The organism is Parazoarcus communis, assembly GCF_003111645.1.
Lineage (GTDB): Bacteria > Pseudomonadota > Gammaproteobacteria > Burkholderiales > Rhodocyclaceae > Parazoarcus > Parazoarcus communis_A.
This window is the reverse complement of the sequence record NZ_CP022187.1, coordinates 3696537-3717999: the sequence shown is the minus strand read 5'-3', so window position 1 is coordinate 3717999 and position 21463 is coordinate 3696537. Positions and strand designations below refer to the sequence as shown.

18 protein-coding genes and 2 pseudogenes are annotated in these 21463 nt (G+C 63.5%); 6 read left to right on the top strand and 14 right to left on the bottom strand.

The window, feature by feature from the left end; all coding sequences use genetic code 11:
- Nucleotides 1-67: 67 nt before the first annotated feature.
- The 4 genes from CEW83_RS16960 to yghU all read right to left on the bottom strand — a co-directional run bounded on the left by CEW83_RS16960 (nt 68) and on the right by yghU (nt 5028).
- A complete protein-coding gene (locus CEW83_RS16960; RefSeq protein ID WP_234418883.1) occupies nt 68-2044 on the bottom strand; it encodes a PocR ligand-binding domain-containing protein in 1977 nt (658 codons plus the stop codon).
- Complete coding sequence (locus CEW83_RS16955; RefSeq protein WP_108950390.1) at nt 2041-2853, bottom strand: mechanosensitive ion channel family protein; 813 nt, start codon at nt 2851-2853, stop codon at nt 2041-2043. Before CEW83_RS16955 ends, CEW83_RS16960 begins: the two co-directional genes overlap by 4 nt.
- 6 nt (nt 2854-2859) lie before the next feature.
- Nucleotides 2860-4089 carry a hypothetical protein gene (locus tag CEW83_RS16950; RefSeq protein ID WP_108950389.1) on the bottom strand — a complete coding sequence of 410 codons (1230 nt, stop codon included), beginning with the start codon at nt 4087-4089 and terminating at the stop codon, nt 2860-2862.
- Between the two features lie 63 nt (nt 4090-4152).
- Nucleotides 4153-5028, bottom strand: coding sequence for a glutathione-dependent disulfide-bond oxidoreductase (gene yghU, locus CEW83_RS16945; RefSeq protein ID WP_108950388.1), 876 nt, complete (start codon nt 5026-5028; stop codon nt 4153-4155).
- Nucleotides 5029-5135: 107 nt separating this feature from the next.
- Between yghU and CEW83_RS21495 the strand changes: the two genes are divergently transcribed.
- Together CEW83_RS21495 and CEW83_RS16940 are read left to right on the top strand one after the other, a co-directional pair.
- Entirely contained in the window at nt 5136-5315 is a 180-nt protein-coding gene (locus CEW83_RS21495) for a hypothetical protein (RefSeq protein ID WP_234418882.1), read from the top strand.
- A 156-nt stretch (nt 5316-5471) separates the two neighbouring features.
- Nucleotides 5472-6047 carry a Tll0287-like domain-containing protein gene (locus CEW83_RS16940; protein ID WP_108950387.1) on the top strand — a complete coding sequence of 192 codons (576 nt, stop codon included), beginning with the start codon at nt 5472-5474 and terminating at the stop codon, nt 6045-6047.
- A gap of 15 nt (nt 6048-6062) precedes the next feature.
- Here the strand turns inward: CEW83_RS16940 and CEW83_RS16935 are convergent, their stop codons facing one another.
- From CEW83_RS16935 to CEW83_RS16925, 3 genes are read right to left on the bottom strand one after another with little or no spacing between them, the layout of a single operon-like run.
- Nucleotides 6063-6965 (bottom strand): fructosamine kinase family protein, encoded by a 903-nt coding sequence (locus CEW83_RS16935; RefSeq protein ID WP_420094082.1) that lies wholly within the window; start codon nt 6963-6965, stop codon nt 6063-6065.
- 52 nt (nt 6966-7017) lie between these two features.
- The gene (locus tag CEW83_RS16930) at nt 7018-7410 is read right to left on the bottom strand and encodes a cupin domain-containing protein (protein WP_234418880.1); all 393 of its coding nucleotides are present in this window, start codon (nt 7408-7410) and stop codon (nt 7018-7020) included.
- Between the two features lies 1 nt (nt 7411).
- Nucleotides 7412-10597 carry an EAL domain-containing protein gene (locus tag CEW83_RS16925; protein ID WP_108950384.1) on the bottom strand — a complete coding sequence of 1062 codons (3186 nt, stop codon included), beginning with the start codon at nt 10595-10597 and terminating at the stop codon, nt 7412-7414.
- A 150-nt stretch (nt 10598-10747) separates the two neighbouring features.
- Between CEW83_RS16925 and CEW83_RS21490 the strand changes: the two are divergent.
- Nucleotides 10748-11143: pseudogene (locus CEW83_RS21490) on the top strand (flavin reductase family protein); the annotation flags it as partial.
- A 171-nt stretch (nt 11144-11314) separates the two neighbouring features.
- Here the strand turns inward: CEW83_RS21490 and CEW83_RS16915 are convergent.
- The 6 genes and pseudogenes from CEW83_RS16915 to CEW83_RS16890 form a co-directional block, all read right to left on the bottom strand.
- Nucleotides 11315-11926: a 2-hydroxychromene-2-carboxylate isomerase gene (locus CEW83_RS16915; RefSeq protein ID WP_234418879.1), complete on the bottom strand. Its 612-nt coding sequence runs from the start codon at nt 11924-11926 to the stop codon at nt 11315-11317.
- A 107-nt stretch (nt 11927-12033) separates the two neighbouring features.
- Complete coding sequence (locus CEW83_RS16910; protein ID WP_108950383.1) at nt 12034-13167, bottom strand: acyl-CoA dehydrogenase; 1134 nt, start codon at nt 13165-13167, stop codon at nt 12034-12036.
- Nucleotides 13168-13358: 191 nt separating this feature from the next.
- Nucleotides 13359-14567, bottom strand: coding sequence for an acetyl-CoA C-acetyltransferase (locus CEW83_RS16905; protein WP_108950382.1), 1209 nt, complete (start codon nt 14565-14567; stop codon nt 13359-13361).
- Between the two features lie 31 nt (nt 14568-14598).
- Nucleotides 14599-15771 (bottom strand): annotated as a pseudogene (can, locus tag CEW83_RS16900) (carbonate dehydratase); the annotation flags it as partial.
- Nucleotides 15772-15798: 27 nt separating this feature from the next.
- The gene (locus CEW83_RS16895; RefSeq protein ID WP_108950380.1) at nt 15799-16266 is read right to left on the bottom strand and encodes a PaaI family thioesterase; all 468 of its coding nucleotides are present in this window, start codon (nt 16264-16266) and stop codon (nt 15799-15801) included.
- 95 nt (nt 16267-16361) lie between these two features.
- The gene (locus CEW83_RS16890; protein WP_108950379.1) at nt 16362-16805 is read right to left on the bottom strand and encodes a MerR family transcriptional regulator; all 444 of its coding nucleotides are present in this window, start codon (nt 16803-16805) and stop codon (nt 16362-16364) included.
- A 157-nt stretch (nt 16806-16962) separates the two neighbouring features.
- Here CEW83_RS16890 and CEW83_RS16885 point away from each other — a divergent pair, with 157 nt between their 5' ends.
- The 3 genes from CEW83_RS16885 to CEW83_RS16875 all read left to right on the top strand — a co-directional run bounded on the left by CEW83_RS16885 (nt 16963) and on the right by CEW83_RS16875 (nt 20363).
- Entirely contained in the window at nt 16963-17991 is a 1029-nt protein-coding gene (locus tag CEW83_RS16885; protein WP_108950378.1) for an MBL fold metallo-hydrolase, read from the top strand.
- Between the two features lie 38 nt (nt 17992-18029).
- Complete coding sequence (locus tag CEW83_RS16880) at nt 18030-19853, top strand: PHA/PHB synthase family protein (protein WP_108950377.1); 1824 nt, start codon at nt 18030-18032, stop codon at nt 19851-19853.
- A 69-nt stretch (nt 19854-19922) separates the two neighbouring features.
- Nucleotides 19923-20363: a PIN domain-containing protein gene (locus tag CEW83_RS16875; RefSeq protein WP_108950376.1), complete on the top strand. Its 441-nt coding sequence runs from the start codon at nt 19923-19925 to the stop codon at nt 20361-20363.
- 18 nt (nt 20364-20381) lie between these two features.
- On the opposite strand, the gene CEW83_RS16870 is transcribed toward CEW83_RS16875, so the two are convergent.
- Nucleotides 20382-21227, bottom strand: a complete 846-nt coding sequence (locus CEW83_RS16870; protein WP_108950375.1) for a helical backbone metal receptor — start codon at nt 21225-21227, stop codon at nt 20382-20384.
- Between the last annotated feature and the right edge of the window lie 236 nt (nt 21228-21463).

Genomic DNA, 21463 nt, shown 5'->3' with positions numbered 1-21463 from the left:
GGACACCAGGCGGACACAGCGACAGCAGGATCGCATTCGAAACACCGACGGCTCCGAAGCCCGTCACTCAAGCCTGACCTGCGTGGATATCCGGATAGAACCGAATCAAGTTCTTGCCGTCCATCTTGGCCCTGTACATGGCCCGGTCAGCCCGTTTCAGCAATTCATCCAGGGCGGAGTCATTTCCCACAAATGGCGTTACGCCAATGCTCACCGTGCAGTGATGTTCGATCGACGTCTCGCCCTCTTCACCCTGTCCCACCACAATGTGGTAGGGATGGGACAGGGCTTCACAGATTTTTCGCGCAATGGCCTCGGCACGCGACATCGACGCTCGGACGTCCGTGTCGAGTTCGCAGATCATGACAACGAACTCATCACCGCCGAAGCGGGCAACGGTATCCATTTCGCGCACGCAGCGTCTCAATCGGTCGGCAGCCTCAATCAGGAGCAGATCACCTGCCTGATGCCCATGCGAATCATTGATTGTCTTGAAATTATCCAGATCGAGGAACATCAGCGCGCAGTGCGCCTTGCTGCGGTTGCTTGAAGCCATTGCCTGCCGTATGCGGTCAAGCAGCAGCCTGCGGTTGGGCAGATTGGTCAGCAGATCGTAATAGGCCAGCTGTCTGATCTCCTCATCCGCCCGTTTGCGATCGGTAATGTCCTGCACCAGGCCGGCGATACGCACCACCCGGCCGCTGTCGTCACGCTCGGGGAAGCCCTTCACGAAACAGGGTCGCCGCTCGCCGCCAGGCTGCAGGGTCATCAGTTCCAGTTCGTAGGGCGTGCCGTCCGCCACTGCCGTTTTGACCGCAGCGAACAGCCTTTGCGTCGACTCGGACGTGTACAGCTCGGCCTGTCCCTCGAGGTTTGGCACCCCCAGCGCGGGGTCACGACCGAAGATCACGAACATCTCGGGCGACCAGGTCACGGTATTGGCGTCCACATCCCACTCGAAGCTGGCCAGGCGCGCCATGCTTTCGGTGCGTTCCATCATGAGCTGCCGGTGCTGCAAGGCTTTGCCGATCCGCCTGGCCTCGGTGACGTCTCTTGCAATGTTTGAAGCACCGGTCACTTTGCCTGCGCGGTCCCTGATCGGAGAGATCGAGATCGACACATTGATCGACTGCCCATCCTTGCGGCAGCGGATTGTCTCGAAGTGCCTCACCCGCTCTCCGCGGGAGATGCGCGCAATCGCGTCGGCCTCCTCCCCGGATCGACTCGGAGGAATCAGCGTCGACAAGGGTTTCCCGATCACCTCACTCGAAGCGTATCCGAAGATCTTATCCGCCCCGCCATTCCAGCTTTCGATGATGCCGTCCAATGATGTGCCGATAATGGCATCCTCCGACGCCGCTATGATTGCCGCACTCGCCCCCAGACTGGCATTGGCTTGCTGCAAACGCAGCCTCGCAAGCCCCGTCTCACCCATCACTTTGACCAGACGGGTGAAGAAGCTCATCATCGACTGAACCTGTTCGGCAGAAAAAACGGGCGCCCGGTCCATGGCACTGATATAGCTGCTTTCATCGAAGCCGAACGTATTGGCCTGGCGAATGAAAAAGTTCCTGTCAGGCGGCGCCAGGAAAAACTGGCCGGTAAAGAAGTTCGCAACGTGTTCGCCGCCGATCTCTATCGGTACCGCGACATCGACCAGCCCGTTCCGGCACTCGTAGACGTTGTAGGCATCTCCCGCTTTCAGCCGACCGGCAAGAACCGTGTCGCTCTCAAGGCAACGCGCGCAGCTTGACGGATTGACGCGGTGAAACCGGGTGCAGATATCCTGCCATCCGGTCGCGATCAGCACCTTCCCCTCGAGATCGAGAACAGCGGTGACGGCGCCCGTAACGGCGGTGAAGCTCTCGCACAATCCGCGGAGCTCATCGATGTCCAGAACGTCCGAGAGGTTCAATCGGATCTCCTTTGGCGAAAGTCTCGCCCGCAACCGGCAAAGCGGGCCATGTTCAGCCCCCATCTTTCGCACGAAGATACTCTGAGTATCGGTTTCCCGTCGTGGTTCCACGCGGTGTGCGGGCTTCACACCGTGACGGACTCCACGGTCGGCGCCATGGCAAAGGTTACGCCAAGCCCAAGCAGGGTTGCCTTGCCCCGCACGGTCAGGTCGGTCACGAAGCGGAATTGCTGGCGCGCATCCACAGGATAGGCCTTGAGGCGATACCACGTTCCCCACGGCTTCTCATGCACGATCACGGCGATGGGCTGACCAAAGTGCAGAAAGGCGCTGGAGAGCGCCACATCCGACAGGACCTGCTTGACTTCAGCCGCGTCGTGCTCCGGGTGCAGGTAGAAGTCGGCAACGCACTGCAGCCGCGGCGAGCCATCGTTGGAATTGTAGATGGGTGTGTTCCACAACCGCGAATGCGGAATCGACACCACGTCGTCGGTCGGGGTCACGACTTGCACCGTGCGCATGCCGACGTAGCGCACCTCGCCATAGATACCATCAATCTTGATCCAGTCTCCGTTGCGGTAGGGCATTTCCCCCACCGCGACGACACCGGCAATCAGGCTGCTGGCGAGATCCTTCAACGCAAAGCCGATCGCCAGACCAACGGTACCGAGCAGCGCGACCATGTTCTGCACCGACGGATTGATCACCATGGGGACGATCATGATGAAGGCCGCGACGATGATCAGCAGGCGCAACACCGGCACCAGGGCCAGCACGAGCAATCGCCGCCTGCCGTGCAGGCGGTTGCCGAGCCATGGCAGCGCGCGCTGCGAGCCGGCAATGAGCAGTGCGGCGATCAGGAGCACGGCGCCAACCTCGAGCGCCATCGTCCAGTCGGGCGGTCGGAAAATCTGTGCGATCGAGCTTTCGTCAGTCATGGCGGGTCAGAAGTCGTCAATCAGAAAACCCCGTCCGCGCAGCCAGCCACGCACGAGTTCGTAGCCCAGCGCGCTCACCCGCCAGCGGCCCTCACACTGTTCGACCAGGGTCAGTCGCTGCAGGCGCAGCACGATGGCAATGCAGTGGTGGCGCGGCAAGGGCAGCACGGCGGGCAGCACGGCATCGCTCAGCCCGTTGTGCAGCAGCAGCGCATGCAGGACGAGCGCCACGTCCTCGTTTGCTTCGAGCGGCAGCGAAAGCTCGGGCTGTGCAGCCGACACCCAGACCACTTCGGCTTCCGGATCGCCCTTCTTCTCGGGCGCGCTCGACTTGGCATCGCCCAGCTCTGCTGCCGGATCGGGCACAGCACGCAGACGCTGGCGCCAATAGCGACGTGCCGTGCCGACATTCCCCCGACAGTGCGCTGCAAGCTGCTCAACCTCATCACTGGCGGCATTGTCGTCCTCGCAGGGGACGGTCAGCATGTCGCGGCCACTGCGGGCGTTGCGAAACCGCAGGCGGCGCTCCCCTTCGGCGTCCACCAGCTGTGCAAGCAGTCGTGACAAGCGGGGGCCGTCAAACGCCTGAAGCGTCAGCGCCGCCGGCAAGGGAAGCGACGAAACCCGCTGCAGAAAAGCCCATGCCCAGCTGTCGCATCCCGCCAGCCCCGGCCCGGCGCGCCCGCTGACCATGTCCTCAAGCAGGCTGCGCGCCAGCGCAAGTCCGTTTGCGGTTCTCTGGAAGAAGCGCTCAAGACCGGTCAGCGCCCACGGCTGGCCGTCCGCAGGCCACGTCACCTGCCAGCGCCCATCGTTCGCCAGCAGCGCTTCGCATGACGGTGGCTCAATGATCTGCGCATGATGGCGGGCCGCCCAGTCGGCCACGATCTCGGCATGGCCGCAGTGGGGCTGACCAACGAGGACCTGCACGCCGGAAATCGCGCCCTCGGCCTCCCCGCTCAATGTCGCATCGAGCGCGTTCGACGCCTCGCGCCAGTCGATGCGGCCCACGAGGTGCTCGAGCTGCATCTCGGGCAGGGAGCGCAGTTCGTCCTCCTTCTTCACCGGCGCGGCGTCGTCGTGATTGGCGCTCTGAAACAGGCGCAGGAACGACGACCAGGCAGCGGCCGCTGCGCTGCCGGCAGCCTGTTCGGGCTGCGCATAGGCAGACAGCGGCACGAACTGCCACAGCTCGGGGGCTTGTTTTTCCGCTTCGGAGGAGACGCCTTCACTCATGATGCTATTCTGGCGGAGAAGCCTGCGGATGTCGCATGTAAATCTCCGCTGCCGAAACGTTGCTCAGGCAGCGCTTTCGGGATCCAGCTTGTCCTGGGTCCGGAGCTCGAAATCGGATGCATCGTGGCGCTCGTGCAGCTGCTCCGATGGCTTGCCCCAGGTCCGGTTGACCTTGCGTCCGCGCTGGACAGCAGGACGCTGGCGGATCTCCTCGGCCCAGCGGCGCAGGTTACCGTAGCTTTCGACCTGCAGAAACTCGCCCGCGCCATAGGCTTCACCGAGGACCAGATTGCCGTACCAGGGCCATGTCGCAATGTCGGCGATGGAGTATTCGTCGCCGCCCAGATAGCGATGCGCAGCCAGCTCCCGGTCGAGCACATCCATCTGGCGCTTCACCTCCATGGTGAAGCGATTGATCGGGTATTCGAACTTCTCGGGTGCATAGGCGTAGAAATGCCCGAAGCCGCCGCCAAGGTAAGGCGCCGAACCCTGCAGCCAGAACAGCCAGTTCAGCACCTCGGTGCGCGCAGCCACATCCTTGGGCAGGAAATGGCCGAACTTCTCCGCCAGATAGAGGAGAATCGCGCCGCTTTCAAACACACGGCTGCCGGTACCGGCATCGAAGAGCGCCGGGATCTTCGAGTTTGGATTGACCTCGACGAAACCGGTAGAAAACTGTTCGCCCTTGGCAATCCGGATCAGATGAGCGTCATATTCCGCGCCGCTCACACCCAGCGCCAGCAACTCCTCAAGCAGGATCGTGACCTTCTGCCCATTGGGTGTACCCATCGAATATAGCTGCAGGGGATGCTTGCCGCGCGGCAGCGCGGCCTCGTGCGTAGCCCCGGCAAGCGGTCGATTGATCTTGGCCCACTCCCCGCCATTCTCGGCATCCCAGGTCCAGACCGCTGGCGGGACGTATTTGGTCACTTCGGACATGATTCAGACCCCCTTGTTGATCGTTGAAAACGCGCTCAATCGGGCATCTCTGCCAGCTGCGCCGGGATACTTGTGCAGTTGTCGACGCCTTGCGCACCGGTCACAGGGTGGCGACGATTGAAGATCATTGCCGGCACACCGCGAATGCCCTGGTTCAGCCAGGTATTTTCGGCCTCGCGCACATCGACGGCAAAGCGCTGATCACTGAAGTGTGCCGCAAAACGCGCCAGTTTCGCTCATCCCGCCCGGCTCTCCTCGACTTCCAGACCGAAGGGTTCAGGCCTTGATCAAGGATTGCCTCCCAGAGAAGGCGCCCGGACTCATGCCTTCAGGATTGCCAGACCGCGTGCGCTCACGCCCCGCATCAAGCCCCTGCACTGGCCCACCCGCAGCGACAGGCGCATAATGATTCGCTTATTTACCCGATCTGGAAGGAGCCCTCCATGCGACATCCACTGCTAAGCGCCCTTGTTCCCGTGTTGCTGACCCTTTCCGCAGCTCACGCCGTGGCGGACGAAACTGCGCTGCTGGCCGAGGCTCGCGGGGTGGCAAGCAGCATTCCGCCGAAACTGATTGCCGTACTGCAGGGGGAGATTGCAAAGGGCGGCACCGAGGGCGCAATCGGCGTGTGCCGCGACAAGGCGCCACAGATGGCGAAGGCCGCGTCGGAGAGAACCGGCTGGAATATCCGCCGCGTGAGTCTCAAGAACCGCAATCCAAAGGCGGTTCCCGACGCCTGGGAGCGCGCGGCACTGGAGGCCTTCGACCGCCGCGCAGCGGCCGGAGAGGCGCCCGCAACGCTGGAGAAAGGCGAGGTCGTCGTCGAGGGCGGGGTAGAGTCCTACCGCTACATGAAGGCCTTGCCCACGCAGGCGCTCTGCCTGTCCTGCCACGGCAGCGATACCGACATCGACCCGGCGGTCAGGACGAAGCTGCAGGCCTTGTACCCCGACGACAAGGCCACCGGCTACACGGTGGGCGAGATCCGTGGCGCCATGACCATCCGCCGCCCGCTCTGAGCCTTGCCACCTGCGCTAGCGCAGCAGCTCGGACGCCAGACTGCGGACCATGCGCTCGGCCTGCCCGAGGTAGGCACGACCGAAGAGGTTGAGATGGTTCAGCACGTGATAAAGGTTGTAGAGCGTCTTGCGCTGCGCGTAGCCTTCGGCCGGCGGCAAGGCCGCACGGTAGGTGGCGTAGAAGGCGGTGGGGAAGCCGCCAAACAGCTCGCTCATCGCCAGGTCCGCATCGCGGTCGCCGCGATAGACGGCAGGATCGAAGATCACCGGCCGGCCCCCGGCATCCACGGCGGCGTTGCCGTTCCACAGATCGCCATGGAGCAGGCTGGGGCGCGGACAGTAGTCCAGGAACATGGCAGGCACACGCGCCAGCACCTGTTCGAGCTCGGACCCAAGCGCCGTGCCGTAGCCGGCTGAGCGCGCCCGTTCCAGCTGCGGCGCCAGCCGGCATCTGACGAAGAATTGTGCCCAGGCGTGGTGCGGGGTGTTCGCCTGAGGACTTGCGCCGATGAAGTTGTCGCGCCCCCAGCCAAAGTCCTCACCAATATCGAGATGCAGTTGCACCAGCGCTTCGGCAAAGCGGCGGCCATCTTCCGCGCCCGAGAGCGGATGCAGTTCGATGTATTCAAGCAGCAGGAAGGCCTCATCCGCCGTCGCACCGCACGCCAGGACCTGCGGCACCCGAAAGGCACCATTCCCGGCCAGCGCCGCCAGGCCATCGGCCTCAGCATCGAACATCGGCAGTGCGCCCGCAGCGTTCAGCTTGAGACAGCAGGGCCCGTCATGCGCGCGCACCTCGAGCACCCGGTTGATGCAGCCGCCGCCCAGCGCCCGCGCCTCTGCACCGGAAAAATCCAGCCCGCTCAGGACCTTGATAGCCTGCGCCGTTTCGGCGTTCAGCTTCTGCACGTTCGACACCGGCAAGCTCCTCTTTCGCACAGCCAGCCGGAACCACGCCCTGCCTGCAGCATCACTGTGCCCCTCGTTTCACCAATACGTAGTGCTTGCTGACCGCCTCCAGCACCTCGAACACGCCCTTGAAGCCGGCGGGGATCACGCAGGCTTCGCCCGCACCGAACTCACGCGCCACCCCGCCCTCATCGGTGATGCGGATGCGCCCGCTCAACACGTGGAAGAACTCGTCGGTATCGTCGGCGAAGGCGATGCGCCAGGCACCGGGTTCGCAGGACCAGGCGCCGGCAGACACGCCGTCCTGTTCGTAATGATTCCAGGTCGTGCGCAAGGGATTGCCCTCGAGCAGACGCGCTGGACGCGGATGATCGAATTCGGCCGGCGCAGACGAGCCGGTGAAGGACGTCAGGGTCTTGTGCATGGCGGGTGGGGTGAAGTGGACGCCGCGCATTTTACCCTGCGTCCCCACCTCCGTCGCCCGCCCCGGCGTCCGGCTTGCCGGGGTTCCACGCCGAATCGGGTCGCCAGCTGGTCACCCACGCAGGCACCGCGTCCGACGGCATCGGACGCGCAATCCCAAAGCCCTGGGCAAGCACGCAGCCCAGCTCGAGCAGTTTCGTTCCATGCGCCACGGTTTCGACCCCCTCGGCGAGCACATCGCGCTGGAAGGCCGCGGCCAGACCGACGACGCCCTCGACGATTGCCATATCGTCGGCATCGTCGAGCATGTCCCGCACAAAGCTCTGGTCGATTTTCAGCAGGCCTGCAGGCAGGCGTCTCAGGTAGGTCAGCGAGGAATACCCGGTACCGAAGTCGTCCAGCGAAAACCTGACGCCCATCGCAAGGCAGGCGTGCATCAGCTCGCAGACCTGCTCCATGTCTTCGAGCGCATTGGTCTCCACGATCTCAAGCTCGAGCAGCTGCGGATCCACCTCCGGGTGGGCCGCAAGCAGCGCAGCAAGACGCACGACGAAATCGCCTTGCTGCAACTGGCGTGCGCCGACGTTCACGCTGACCGGCAGGTTGAGTCCGGCGGCACGCCATGCATCCAGCTGGCTGAGCACCGTATCGATCACCCACTCGCCGACCTCGACGCTGATGACATGATCCTCGATCTGGGGCAGAAAACCGTCCGGCACCAGCAAGCCGCGAACCGGATGCTGCCACCGGATCAGCGCCTCCAGGCCGACCACCACTCCGGTCTTCAGGTTGACCTTGGGTTGGTAGTGAAGCAGAAACTCTCCCCGCTCGAAGCCCTCGCGGACGGCCTGGCGGCTGGCGTGCAGGGATTTGAGCTCAGCGTCGTAGCTGACGTCGAAAAAGTGGCAGCGATTCTTGCCGGCCTGCTTGGCCAGATACATGGCCTGGTCGGCATGGCGCATCAGCACTTCGGCCTCTGCGGCATCCTGCGGATACAGCGTGACCCCGATACTCGCGGAAACACGCAGTACGAGCCCATCGACGGTCACCGGCTCGGCCACTGCCTGCAGCATGCGATCAAGCACGACCTCACCGTCCTTCCGCGTGTGGAGGTCGGTCAGCACTGCGACGAACTCGTCGCCGCCGATGCGCGCCAGCGTATCGCCGTCCCGCAACGCATCCTTCATGCGGTCGGAAAGGACGTTCAGAAGCTTGTCGCCGACATTGTGTCCATGCGTGTCATTGACCGGCTTGAAGCCATCCAGATCGAGATAGGCGACGGCAAGCGACAGCCCCCGCCGCTGACTCTGCGCCATCGCATGCTTCAACCGGTCCGCCAGCAGCACCCGGTTCGGGAGCCCGGTCAGTGCATCGTAGTGCGCGATATGCTCAAGCTGCTTTTCGTGCGCCTTCATCAGGGTGATGTCGGTCAGCAGGGCAACGTAGTTCGTGATGCCGCCGCTGATGTCCCGCACCGAACTGATCGTGAGCATCGCCGCATAGTGTTCGCCGCTCTTCTTGTCGCTCCAGATCTCGCCATACCAGTGACCGCGTTCTCGCAGCATCCGCCACATGGCGGCGTGATAGTCGGGCGTCTGGCTGCCCGACCCAAGCAGGTTCGCGGGCTGGCCGATGAACTCTTCGCGAGCGTAACCGGTGATCTCGCAGAAGGTCTGGTTTGCATCGACGATCCTGCCCTCGGCATCGGTGATGAAGATGCCTTCGCGGGCATGGGTGAAGACACTGGCGGCCAGACGAAGACTGGCCTCGGCCTGCTTGTCCGCGGTCACGTCCTCGACACTCGACCAGATCAGCCGCTCCCCACCGCGCTCAAGCACCATGCTGGATACGCGCACCGGGATGCTGTGGCCATCACGGTGCCGGTAATCGACTTCGTAACGGCAGCACGACTCCATGACGCGAAGACGTTCCAGCTGACGGACTTCGTCGTCGGCCCGCTCCGGCTCGATGATGTCCCGATAATTGAGCGCCTTGGTTTCCGCAATCGTGCGCCCGAGAATCGCGGCAAACGCCGGGTTGACGTCGAGCAGCCGCCCGTCCCGGGAGCGCAGCGCCAGACCGACCGGCGTCGTCTCGAACAGCATGCGGTTGTAGTTCTTGCTGTCCTGCAGCTGCTTCTCGGTCTCCAGCCGCTTTCTCGCCATGCGCGAGAAACGCTCCTGCAGCCGGACCAGCTCAAGCGCGCCCTTGAACTGCGCGACGTGCTGATGCTTGCCTGACTCCAGCGCCCCCGTCGACCGGGTCAGCTGCTCAAGAGGCTGCAGGATGCTCACCCGCACGCCCCACATCGCCGTCACGAACATCAGCGCGACGAAGAACAGCAGCATCAGCGCGCCCTTGATTGCCTGCGATTCGATCGCTGCCATCCGTGCATCGAAAGGGATGCCGACGCCGACAAAGACCGGACTGCCGAAATCGCGATCGACCAGCCGCATGAGGGCGAAGATGCGCGTTATTCCGCTCCCGTCCTTGCTGACCGCGACCGTGTAGTTCGAGGCACTGTCCGCGTCCGGCGTCTGGATGTTCAGCTCGCCGAGCTTCAGCCCCAGGCGATCCCGGGCCTCGGGAAAATGCGCCACGATCCGGTTGTCCGCATCGGCAATGTAGGCAATCGATTTCTCCGGCAGCCGCGTCTCGGCCAGACGCTCGCTCCACCACGAGAGTGAAATGACCGCAACGGCGGCCCCCACGACGCGGCCATCGGCTGGCGCAACAACAGGGTAGGCAAAATTCACGCTGGTCACGCCTGCGGCCCGGTCGGTCTGGAACTCGCCGATCGAAAACTCCCCCTTGTCGAGCGCACGGCGGATGTATGAGCGGTCCGCAACATTGACCCGGGTCTTCAGCGGCAAGGCGTTGCACAGCAGTTCACCATCCGCACCCGGTACGCCCAGATTGACGTAACGCTCCGTCAGCCCCAGCACCTTGGTCAGAAACGCGCTGCATGCAGGGGATGCCGGCTGCTGAACTTCCGGAAACTGGGCCAGGCGCTCCAGGTAGCGCCGCGTTTCCTCGATCAGGCGAGCCTGATCACTTGCCAGGAGGCTGGCGGTATCGATCGCCTGCTGCTGGGCACCCTCGATCGCCTCGATGCGCCCCTTCCATGCGTTGACAGCCAGCATCGCCACACCCGGAAGGGCTACGAGTACTACCAGTGCAACCAGCCTGGCGCGCAGTGAATGCAGAAATTGACGCATGGGTTAGCTGAACACGATCTGCAAACGGGAAAGTGCATGCCGGCCAGAACAGTCTTGCCGTGGATGGGCATTCTACGCTCAGCTTGCCCACAAACCGGCAGCGCCCTGTCGTACCCTTGACCGTTTCACGAGTACAGGAGTGTCTGCCTCATGAGCCAACGCACGGCCGTCGATCTGAACAAGGCCTACCTGCTGCTGAACCACGGCCCGGTCACGCTCGTCAGCAGCGCTGCGGGCGAGCGCCGGAACGTCATGGCCGCGTCGTGGGCAATGCCGCTCGACTTCGACCCGCCCAAGGTTGCCGTGGTGATAGACCGCAGTACCCTGACACGAGAGCTTGTCGAGGCCAGTGGAGAGTTCGTGCTCAACATCCCGTCCCTGAGGATCGCCGAGACCGTGCTGCAGGCGGGGTCGGTCAGCGGCCGCGAGGGTGACAAGCTCGCAGCGCTGGAGATCACGACGAGCCCGGCGTCTGCCGTCGGCGCCCCGCTCGTTGAAGGCTGCCTCGGCTGGCTGGAGTGCAGGGTGATTCCCGAACCGGAGAATCAGCGCAAGTACGATCTGTTTGTGGCCGAAGTGGTGGCCGCCTGGGCCGACCCGGCCGTCTTCAGCAACGGCCGATGGTCATTTCAGGATGGGGAAAACGCACCATCCACTATCGTGCCGGCGGGCACTTCTTTGCGACCGGCGACGGCTTCGAGGTGTGACCCGGCAGACTCAGAAGCCGCCCGTCTCCAGCCAGCGCTCGATCTGAGGCAGGCGGTCGACACCCCAGAAGCACTCGCCATCGATGACGACATAAGGCGAACCGAAGATCCCGCGCGCAAGGGCCGCCTCGCATTCGGCCTTCAGTCTGGCCTTGATGGCATCGGCTGAGACGGCTGCACCGAGTTCATCACCCGGCGCGCCGACGGATTCGGCCACCTGCTTTACCGTATCGAGCGACGAGATGTCGAGACCGTCGACAAAGAAGGCGCGGAATACGGCCAGCGCAAAGCGTCGCGCCAGCGCCGGATCGGTGTCCTGCAGATGGTAGAACGCACGTGCGGCATGCTGGGTTGCCACCGGGAACGGCTCGGGGACCACGAATGGCAGCCCAAGATAACGGGCGCTGCGGACGATGTCGTGCAGCGCGTATTCGCCCTTCATCGGCAGGCCGGTCAGCGGCACGCCACCGGTAACCTTGTACACCGCACCCAGCAAGTATGGATGCCAGGCCACTTCGCGGCCATACCTGGCGGCCAGCGCATCGATCTTTTCCGCCATGAAGTAGCCGTAGGGCGAGGAAAAATCGAACCAGAATTCAATCGGGTTTGCAGTACCGGGCACGGCAGTCACTCCATCAAGACTGGAAAAAATCCTGCGGATTCAGCAACGGGAAGAGAGGGAGGGAAACCCGCCACCACAACCCGCAGGACCGGAAGCACGGCTGACGATCAGCCGGCGAGCGCGCGACCGATCACCAGCTTCTGGATATCGCTCGCACCCTCGTAGATCTGGCACACACGGACATCGCGGTAGATGCGCTCGACCGGGAAGTCGCTGACGTAGCCATAGCCGCCATGCACCTGAATCGCGTCGGAGCAGACCTTTTCGGCCATCTCGGAGGCAAACAGCTTGGCCATCGACGCCTCCTTGAGGCAGGGCCGACCGGCATCCTTGAGCGTGGCCGCATGCCACACGAGCTGGCGCGCGGCCTCAAGCTGTGTCGCCATGTCGGCAAGGCGGAAATTGACCGCCTGATGCTCGAAGATCGGCTTGCCGAAGCTCTCGCGTTCCTGCGCATACTTGACCGCCGCCTCCAGCGCGGCACGCGCCATGCCCAGGCACTGCGCGGCGATACCGATGCGACCCGCCTCGAGGTTGGCCAGCGCGATCTTGTAGCCCTGACCTTCCTCACCGATCACCGAATCGGCCGGAATGCGGCAGTTCTCGAACAGGATCTGCGTGGTGTCGGACGCCTTCTGGCCCATCTTCTCCTCGATGCGCCCCACCTGGTAACCGGGCGCGTTGGCGGGAACGAGGAAACAGGTAATGCCCTTCTTGCCCGCAGCCTTGTCGGTGACTGCAAACACGATGGCCATGTCGGCATGCTTGCCCGAGGTGATGAACTGCTTGACCCCGTTGAGCACCCACTCGTCGCCCTCACGCACCGCCGAGGTGCGGATGGCCGACGCGTCGGAGCCGACATGCGGCTCGGTCAGGCAGAAGCAGCCCAGCTTCTCGCCGCGGGCGAGCAGCTTCAGCCAGGCTTCCTTCTGTGCGTCGGTACCGAAACGGTTGAGGATGCCGCAGGGCAGCGAGTTCTGCACACTGACGATGGTCGAGGTTGCGCCGTCGCCGGCGGCAATCTCTTCCAGCGCCAGCACCAGGCTCATGTAGTCCATGCCGGCACCGCCCCACTCCTCGGGCACAACCATGCCCAGCGCGCCGAGCGCGGCGAGTTCCTTCAGCGCTTCGGCCGGAAAGGTGTGATTGCGGTCCCAGTCGGCCGCAAAGGGTGCAAGGCGCTCCTGCGCAAAAGCACGGATGGAGTCGCGGATCATTTCCTGTTCAGCAGTCAGAATCATGGAGTTTCCCAAGGAAGGCTAGCGCCTTCATTGCATTGATTAGGGAGGGCACACCGGCCAAGCCGGTCGTGTCGGGTGCTTGAGGAGTGCGCGAGGACTGTCCGAGGCCGCAGGCCGAGTTCCGCAGCGCACGGAACAAGCACGCGGCGCGGCCGGCGGTTTCGCGCACGGGTCCTTCTGGTTTCAAACCATCAGCCGCAGTTCACCGAGGTGTTCACCTCGATCGCCATCGCCGTCGCCTCGCCACCGCCGATGCACAGGCTGGCAACGCCACGCTTGAGCCCCTTGGCGCGCAGCGCACCGATCAGCGTCACCAGAATGCGGGCACCCGAGGCACCGATCGGATGACCCAGCGCGCAAGCGCCGCCATTCACGTTGACCCTGTCATGCGGCAGCTTCATTTCCTTCATCGCCGCCATGGTCACCACGGCAAAGGCCTCGTTGATCTCCCACAGGTCGACGTCTTCGACGCCCCAGCCAGCCTTGGCCAGCACCTTCTGCATCGCACCGACCGGCGCCGTCGTAAACCACGCCGGCTCCTGCGCGTGGGTGGCGTGGCCAATGATCGTTGCCAGCGGCGAAAGGCCGAGCCTTTCCGCCGTCGACTTGCGCATCAGTACCAGCGCAGCCGCACCATCGGAGATCGACGACGAGTTTGCTGCCGTGACCGTACCGTCCTTCCTGAACGCAGGCTTGAGGCTGCCGATCTTGTCGAGCTGCGCCTTCAGCGGCTGCTCGTCCTTGTCCACCACGACATCGCCCTTGCGCCCGGAGACCGTCACCGGTGCCACTTCCCAGCTGAATGCACCGCCATTGATCGCGTTCTGCGCACGCGTCGTGGACGCCACCGCAAACTCATCCTGTGCCGCACGGGTAAAGTCGAAGTGCGAGGCACAATCCTCGGCAAAGGTGCCCATCAGACGACCCTTGGTCTCCTTCGAATAGCTGTCCTCCAGGCCGTCGAGGAACATGTGATCGAGCATCTGACCATGACCGAGGCGATAGCCGCTGCGCGCCTTGGGCAGCAGGTAGGGGGCGTTCGACATCGACTCCATGCCGCCCGACACCATCACATCGTTGGTTCCGGCCAGCAGCAGATCGTGCGCCAGCATCGTGGCCTTCATGCCTGAGCCACACACCTTGTTGACCGTGGTGCAACCGGCCGACAGCGGCAGGCCTGCACCCAGCGAGGCCTGACGTGCGGGCGCCTGACCGACGCCTGCGGGCAGCACGCATCCCATGATGACCTCCTCGACCTGCTCGGGCGACAGCCCGGCGCGCTCGACCGCCGCCTTGATGGCGACCGCGCCGAGCTGGGGGCCGGTCAGGCCGGACAGATCGCCCTGAAAGCCACCCATCGGGGTGCGGGCAACGGAAACGATAACGACGGGATCAGACATGCAATTCTCCATTTTCGAACAATGACTGCACTCAGTTGCCGAGTGCTTCGAGCGCCGCGGCATAGCGCGGCATCAAATCTTCGCTGCGGCTGACGTTGATCCCGAGATCGCGAATCAGTCCGTTCTTCAAGCCGTAGATCCAGCCATGCACGGTCAGGCGCTGACCGCGCGCCCACGCATCCTGCACCACCACCGTCTGAGCCACGTTCACCACCTGCTCCATGACGTTGAACTCGCACAGACGGTCGTGTCGCTGATCCAGCGGCAAATCGTCCACCGCCCCGCGATGCTTGACATGGACGTCCTGCACATGACGCAGCCACAGATCGACCAGGCCGACACGGTCGCGGTTGAGTGCCGCTTTCACGCCACCACAGCCATAGTGGCCCACCACCATGATGTGCTTCACCTTGAGCACATCGACCGCGAACTGGATGACTGACAGGCAGTTGAGGTCGGTGTGCACCACCACGTTGGCCACATTGCGATGGACGAACACCTCGCCCGGCAGCAGGCCGACGATCTGGTTGGCAGGCACGCGCGAATCCGAGCAGCCGATCCACAGGTATTCCGGGCTCTGCAGATGCGCCAGCTTCTCGAAGAAACCGGGGTCGACCTCCTGCATCTGGCGCGCCCACGCCACGTTGAAATCGAACAGGTGGAACAGGTTCTCGTTGTTCACCTCGGCCTCGGACCAGTTGTCGAGATCGAGGGTCATGAACACCGTCCCCTCGACCGGCGTCTGGTAGTAGGAAGGCGCCTCGGTGAAACCGAGCTCGCGATACAGCTTTACCGCGATCCGCATCGCGGGCAGCGTGTCGAGCATCACCCGCCGGTAACCGAGCGCCTTCGCCGCCTGGATTGCAGCCATGGCAAGCTGACGCCCCACACCGGTGCCGCGCGCCTCGGGCTCGACATACAGCCGCTTCATCTCGCACATGCCGTCCGACAGGCGGCGCACGCCGACACACCCGGCCGGGCGGCCATCCACCTCGGCGTAGAACAGGCGCCCGTCGGCTGCGCCATAGGCGCCGGGAAGATCGGCAAGCTCTTCGGCGAAGCCCTGAAAGTTCATATCGACGCCCAGCCAGGCCGCATAGTTGCGGAAGAACTGGCGCACATGCGCAAGCTCCGCAGCGTCGCTGGCAGTAATCGTGAGCAGGCGGACGGTCATGCTTTGGTCTCCTCGTTGCCTTGTGCCGGACGTCGCAGCGCGCCGGCCATATCGACCTCAGGCTGCGCCGTCCTTCTTGCCGTGCATGGCGATGATGGTCTGCTGCATCACCGCGCACAAGGTCCAGTGTTCGTCGCGCACCGCATACACCTCGGCGCGCGTGATCAGCAGCGTGCGCCCGGGCTTGATCACTTCGCCCCGCGCCACCAGGCGCTGCCCGTCCGCCGGCGCCAGCAGGTTGAGCTTGTACTCCACCGTCAGCACGCTGGTGTCCTGCGGTGTCAGCGTATTGGCTGCATAGCCTGCGGCCGAGTCGGCAATCATGCCGACCACCCCGCCATGGATATATCCATGCTGCTGGGTGATCTCGGGCCGGTGCGGCAGATGGATCTCCGCAAACCCGGGCTCCAGTTCCGCCAGCTCCGCCCCGATCAGCCGCATCGCCTGCTGCATGCCGAAGCTTGCCCGCACACGGTCAGCATAGTCCGGATCCTTGGGCTGAAACTGAGGTGCCTCGTGTCTCATGGGTGTCTCCGTGGGTTAATTTTTATTTGTTTTTACGTTTACGTCAACGTAAACTAAAATTCAAAAAAATCAAGCCGGGACTGCCGGCGGACGACTCACGCTGTGCTCGCGCTGTCGATGTGCTTCACCAGTTCGGCCCGTGCCGCCGCAGCCCCCTCGGGGTTGTGGCCGAGCAAGGCGTTGCACTGCCGCTCGAGACTGTCGATCTCGATCAGCACGGCTTCGATGTCGATGCGCTGCTGCTCGAGCGCGGCGCGCCGCTCCGCCAGCACCTTGGTAAAGCGCTCGAGCTGCGGTGCGGAATTGCGCACGCCGCCGTACATGTCGAGCAACTCGTTGATTTCGGCCAGTGACAGACCAAGGCGCTTGCCGCGCAGGATGAGCTTGAGACGGGTGCGATCAGCCTTGGTATAGACGCGGGCACGCCCGGTGCGGGCCGGCGTGAGCAAGCCCTGGTCTTCGTAGAAGCGGATCGCACGCGGGGTGATGTCGAACTCGCGCGCAAGCTCGGTGATCGTGTAAGTCTGTTCGCTGGCCATTTTGAGCTGTTGCGGTCGCCGCCACAGGGCTGCGGCCGGACGCGTGATTAGCGTGAGAAGGATTGACAATGGGTTCCGTACTGCGGAAAAGTTAAGCAGATTCCGGGGGTTTGGGCAATGTGAATCTCGCCCCCCGCCACACGACACGAGATCAGGAATGACGACAGCGAACGAACTGCAGTATCCCTTCGAACAACTGCCCGATGGCGGCACCGTTGCCCAGGTGGCGCCCGGCATCGGCTGGGTGCGCATGCCGCTGCCCTTTGCGCTGAACCACATCAACCTGTGGCTGCTCGACGACGGCGACGCACTGACCGCGGTGGACACCGGTTTCGGCCTCGAACCGATCAAGGAGCACTGGTCGCAGATTCTCGATGCCGACCCGCGCCCCCTGTCGCGCCTGATCATCACCCACTGCCACCCGGACCACCTCGGGCTCGCCACCTGGCTGACTGCGCGCAATGGTGCAACGCTGCACATGACACAAGGTGAATTCCTCGGCGGTCATGCTCTGTGGCATCAGCTGCCCGGTTATTCGGTCGGTGACATGATCATGCAGTTCCGCAGGCACGGCCTCGACGAAAAGCGCCTCGACGCCCTCACCGAGCGTGGCAACGGATATCGTCGCGGCGTGCCCGAGATGCCCTCGAGCTACCAGCGCATGTTCGCGGGCGACCGCATCCGCATCGGCGCGCAAGAATGGGAGGTCATCGTCGGCTATGGCCATGCGCCCGAACACGCCAGCCTGTATTGCGCTGCGCTCGGCGTGCTGATCTCGGGCGACATGCTGCTGCCGCGCATTTCCACCAATGTCAGCGTTTTTGCAGCGACGCCGGATGACGATCCACTGGGCTGGTTCCTGGATTCATTGCGCCGCATCAATCACTTGCCTGATGACACGCTCGTGCTACCATCCCACGGCAGGCCTTTCCGTGGCATACGTAAAAGAGTCGACGAACTGATCGAACATCACCGCGAGCGCTGCGCTGCACTATTGGCAGAATGCCGCACTGCACGGAGCGCTGGCGAGTTGCTGGGTACGCTTTTTCCGCGCGAACTGGACACGCATCAGGTCATGTTCGCCATGGGAGAGGCCATTGCCCATTTGAACCATCTCGTGAAGCAGGGAGAGCTTTGCAAGGTGGAGGGAGATGATGGAGCGATTCGCTTCATCAAGATAAGCTGATTGGTCTCCGGACCGATCCAACAAGGAGCACAACAACGATGGCTGCACCCAACGAGAACGCTCAAGCCGAGCTGCCCGATCCGCAGGAAGTTGCTCAGACCTACGCCGAGGTCGCCAAACGCGCCTCCCACCTGATCAGCGATCACGTACAGCGCCAGCTCAAGAAGGGCGTGGCCGCACCCGCGGACGAACTCGGCATCGCCCAGGCATTCATGGACATGATGGCAAAGCTGCTGTCGAATCCGTACAAGCTCGCTCAGTCGCAGATGAACCTGGTGTGGGACTACTTCACCCTGTGGCAGCACTCGATGCTGCGTTTCGCCGGCATGCATGCTGCGCCTGTCGCATCGCCCGAGCGCTCCGACAAGCGCTTCAAGGACGAAGAGTGGCAGGAACACTTCATGTTCGATTTCGTGAAGCAGTCCTACCTCATCGCCGCCCGCCACATCCACGACACCGTGAGCGGTGTGGATGGCCTCGACGAGCAGTCGCAGAAGAAGGTCAACTTCTACACCCGTCAGTACATCGACGCGCTGTCGCCGTCCAACTTCGCCCTGACCAACCCGGAAGTGTTCCGTGAAACGGTCAAGAGCCACGGTCAGAACCTGATCAAGGGCCTGAACAACCTGCTGCGCGACGTCGAGGACGGCGGCGGTCAGCTGCGCGTCAAGATGACCGACACCACCGCCTTCGAGCTGGGCAAGAACGTTGCCACCACGCCGGGCAAGGTCGTGTTCCAGACCGACATGATGCAGCTGCTGCAATACACGCCGAGCACCGACAAGGTTCTCAAGCGCCCGCTGCTGATCGTGCCGCCCTGGATCAACAAGTTCTACATCCTCGACCTGCGCGAGAAGAACTCCTACATCAAGTGGTGCGTGGACCAGGGACACACCGTGTTCGTGATCTCCTGGGTCAACCCGGACGAGAAGCAGTCCGAGAAGACCTTCGAGTCCTACGTCAAGGAAGGCATCATTGCCGCGCTTGACGCCATCGAGCAGCAAACCGGCGAGAAGGAAATCAACGCCGCAGGCTACTGTCTCGGCGGCACGCTGCTGGCCACCACGCTTGCCTACCTGGCAGGCAAGAAGCAGAAGCGCATTGCCTCGGCAACCTTCTTCACCACGATGACGGACTTCTCCGATCCGGGCGAGCTTGGCGTCTTCATCGACGAGCAGCAGGTTTCCAGCCTCGAGAAGAAGATGTTCGAGCGTGGCTATCTCGAAGGCTCGGAGATGGCCGGCACCTTCAACATGCTGCGTTCGAACGACCTGATCTGGTCCTTCGTGGTGAATAACTACCTGATGGGCAAGGATCCGTTCCCGTTCGACCTGCTGTACTGGAACTCCGACTCCACCCGCATGCCGGCCAAGATGCACAGCTTCTACCTGCGCGGCATGTACATGGAAAACCGCCTGGTGCAGCCGGGTGGCGTGGTCATCGACGGCGTGCCGATTGACCTGAGCAAGATCAAGGTGCCGTGCTACTTCATCTCGGCCATCGAAGATCACATCGCACCGTGGAAGAGCACCTACGCGGGTTCGCTCAACTTCGGCGGCCCGGTTCGCTTCGTCCTCGGCGGCTCCGGCCACATCGCAGGCATCGTCAACCCGCCGGTCGCCAACAAGTACGGCTACTGGGTCAACGCTGCAGCCAAGTCGCCGGCCACCGCCGACGCCTGGTTCGAAGGCGCCCAGCAGAACCCCGGTTCGTGGTGGACCGACTGGCAGGCCTGGGTGTTCGGTCACGACGGTGACCAGGTCGATGCGCGCGATCCCGCCAAGGGCAAGCTCAAGGCCATCGAAGATGCGCCCGGCTCCTTCGTGAAGATGCGTCTCGACGCACCCAAGGCTGCAGCCTGATCCCAGGATAAGCGCCTGCTGACCGGGGGAAGGGTTCGCCCTTCCCCCTTTCTTTTTTCTGGAACCCCGATGACGGCCGCACGAAATCTGGTCCTCGACACCAATACGGTGATGGCCCTGTGGCACTTCAAGGACCCTGCTCTCGAATCACTGTCCAGCGCCATCGATGCCGGCACGCTCAAGCTCTTCAGCCGTGACGATGCGCTCGAGGAATTCCGGCGGGTGCTGGCCTACTCACAGTTCAGCATCAGCCCCGACGATCAGACCCGGCTGTTCGACACCTATCGCAACCGCATCAATCCGGCGCCCGCAACTGCAGCCGACGCGTTGCAGTTGCCGGCCTGCCGCGACCGTGACGATCAGAAGTTTCTGGAAATTGCGCGCGACGCCGGCGTCGACCACCTGCTGACCCGCGACAAACTGCTGCTCAAGCTCGCCCGCCACAGTGTGCTGCGTGACCGCTTCCGGATACTGACGCCGGAGCGCTTCATTGCCGAAGGGCTGTGCTGAGGCTTCGCACCCGCAACTTCACCCTGCCCCACGCAGGGCCAGGCTTCGTCTCAGCCCGGCCAGGTAGCGCAGCCCCTCGACAGCACGACTGCCGTACCACGACGCCATCTCGCCATCGATCAGGCAGGACGGCCGCTGCGAAAGCACCCCGACTTCGGCCAGGTGCCGGTCGGTAAAGCGATAAGGCTCAGACGACAGAAAGACCCGCTCGACCGCACGCATCCAGGGCGCAGTCCAGTCCAGTTCGGGGTAGCGCGGCTCATCCTCGGCCGGCAGGCTCTGCCAGCCCACAGCCCCCAGCATCGCCGAGATATAGGTTGCCCGGGATACCGTCATCCAGGGCTCGCGCCAGATGAGGTAGAGCACCGCCTCGTCGCCGTGCTCGGCCTTCACGGCAGCCGCCTCATCGAGCGCCTCCCGCAGGCCGGCCGACAGCGCGGCCGCCTCCGCCTCGCGTCCGAAAATGCCACCGAACAGCTGGTAGAGCCCGAAATTGTCCTGTGGCACGCAGGGATGGGTCACGATCACGTTGGGCACGAACCCGGCCAGCGCCTCCACCGTCTCGCGCCGGTTCTCGTCGATATTGACGATGAGGTGGGTCGGTTCGAGCGCACGCACCGCTTCGAGCTTTACATCCTTGGTACCACCGATCTTGGTCACCTTGCGCAGGGTCTCGCGCGGATGGATACAGAAACCCGTGCGCCCGACCAGCACATCGGAGAGCCCCAGCTCGCACACCAGTTCAGTCAGCGAGGGCACCAGGGACACGATCCGGGGCGCGGCGCCCGCCGGCAGGTGCCGGTTCCCGAGCGCGTCGCGCAAGTCGGCCGGAGCGCGCTCCGAAGCGAATCGGGGAGTTGTCATGGATATCATGCGCAGATGATAGCAAGCGCAGCAGACGCTGCGCGGAGGTGGTTCGGCGGCGTCGGCCACGCATCCGGCAAATCCGGGCCCGGCGTGACAGGACGGGAGCAGTGGATGCGAATGCCCCCGGCGTCACTTCGGGGTATCCCTCATTGGCGCGGGCTTGTATTCCATGTAGTCTGAGTATCGCAGGACATTCTGTTGTCCGGATTTTCACGGCGGGCTTCGAACAAGCG

Coding starts and splice junctions, on each gene's coding strand:
- CEW83_RS16950 (WP_108950389.1), bottom strand. CDS start 4,089: ATGAGTGAAGGCGTCTCCTCCGAAGCGGAAAAACAAGCCCCCGAGCTG.
- CEW83_RS16910 (WP_108950383.1), bottom strand. CDS start 13,167: ATGATTCTGACTGCTGAACAGGAAATGATCCGCGACTCCATCCGTGCT.
- CEW83_RS16890 (WP_108950379.1), bottom strand. CDS start 16,805: ATGGCCAGCGAACAGACTTACACGATCACCGAGCTTGCGCGCGAGTTC.
- yghU (WP_108950388.1), bottom strand. CDS start 5,028: ATGTCCGAAGTGACCAAATACGTCCCGCCAGCGGTCTGGACCTGGGAT.
- CEW83_RS16875 (WP_108950376.1), top strand. CDS start 19,923: ATGACGGCCGCACGAAATCTGGTCCTCGACACCAATACGGTGATGGCC.
- CEW83_RS16940 (WP_108950387.1), top strand. CDS start 5,472: ATGCGACATCCACTGCTAAGCGCCCTTGTTCCCGTGTTGCTGACCCTT.
- CEW83_RS16930 (WP_234418880.1), bottom strand. CDS start 7,410: ATGCGCGGCGTCCACTTCACCCCACCCGCCATGCACAAGACCCTGACG.
- CEW83_RS16880 (WP_108950377.1), top strand. CDS start 18,030: ATGGCTGCACCCAACGAGAACGCTCAAGCCGAGCTGCCCGATCCGCAG.
- CEW83_RS16870 (WP_108950375.1), bottom strand. CDS start 21,227: ATGACAACTCCCCGATTCGCTTCGGAGCGCGCTCCGGCCGACTTGCGC.
- CEW83_RS16905 (WP_108950382.1), bottom strand. CDS start 14,567: ATGTCTGATCCCGTCGTTATCGTTTCCGTTGCCCGCACCCCGATGGGT.
- CEW83_RS16885 (WP_108950378.1), top strand. CDS start 16,963: ATGACGACAGCGAACGAACTGCAGTATCCCTTCGAACAACTGCCCGAT.
- CEW83_RS16895 (WP_108950380.1), bottom strand. CDS start 16,266: ATGAGACACGAGGCACCTCAGTTTCAGCCCAAGGATCCGGACTATGCT.
- CEW83_RS16925 (WP_108950384.1), bottom strand. CDS start 10,597: ATGCGTCAATTTCTGCATTCACTGCGCGCCAGGCTGGTTGCACTGGTA.
- CEW83_RS16955 (WP_108950390.1), bottom strand. CDS start 2,853: ATGACTGACGAAAGCTCGATCGCACAGATTTTCCGACCGCCCGACTGG.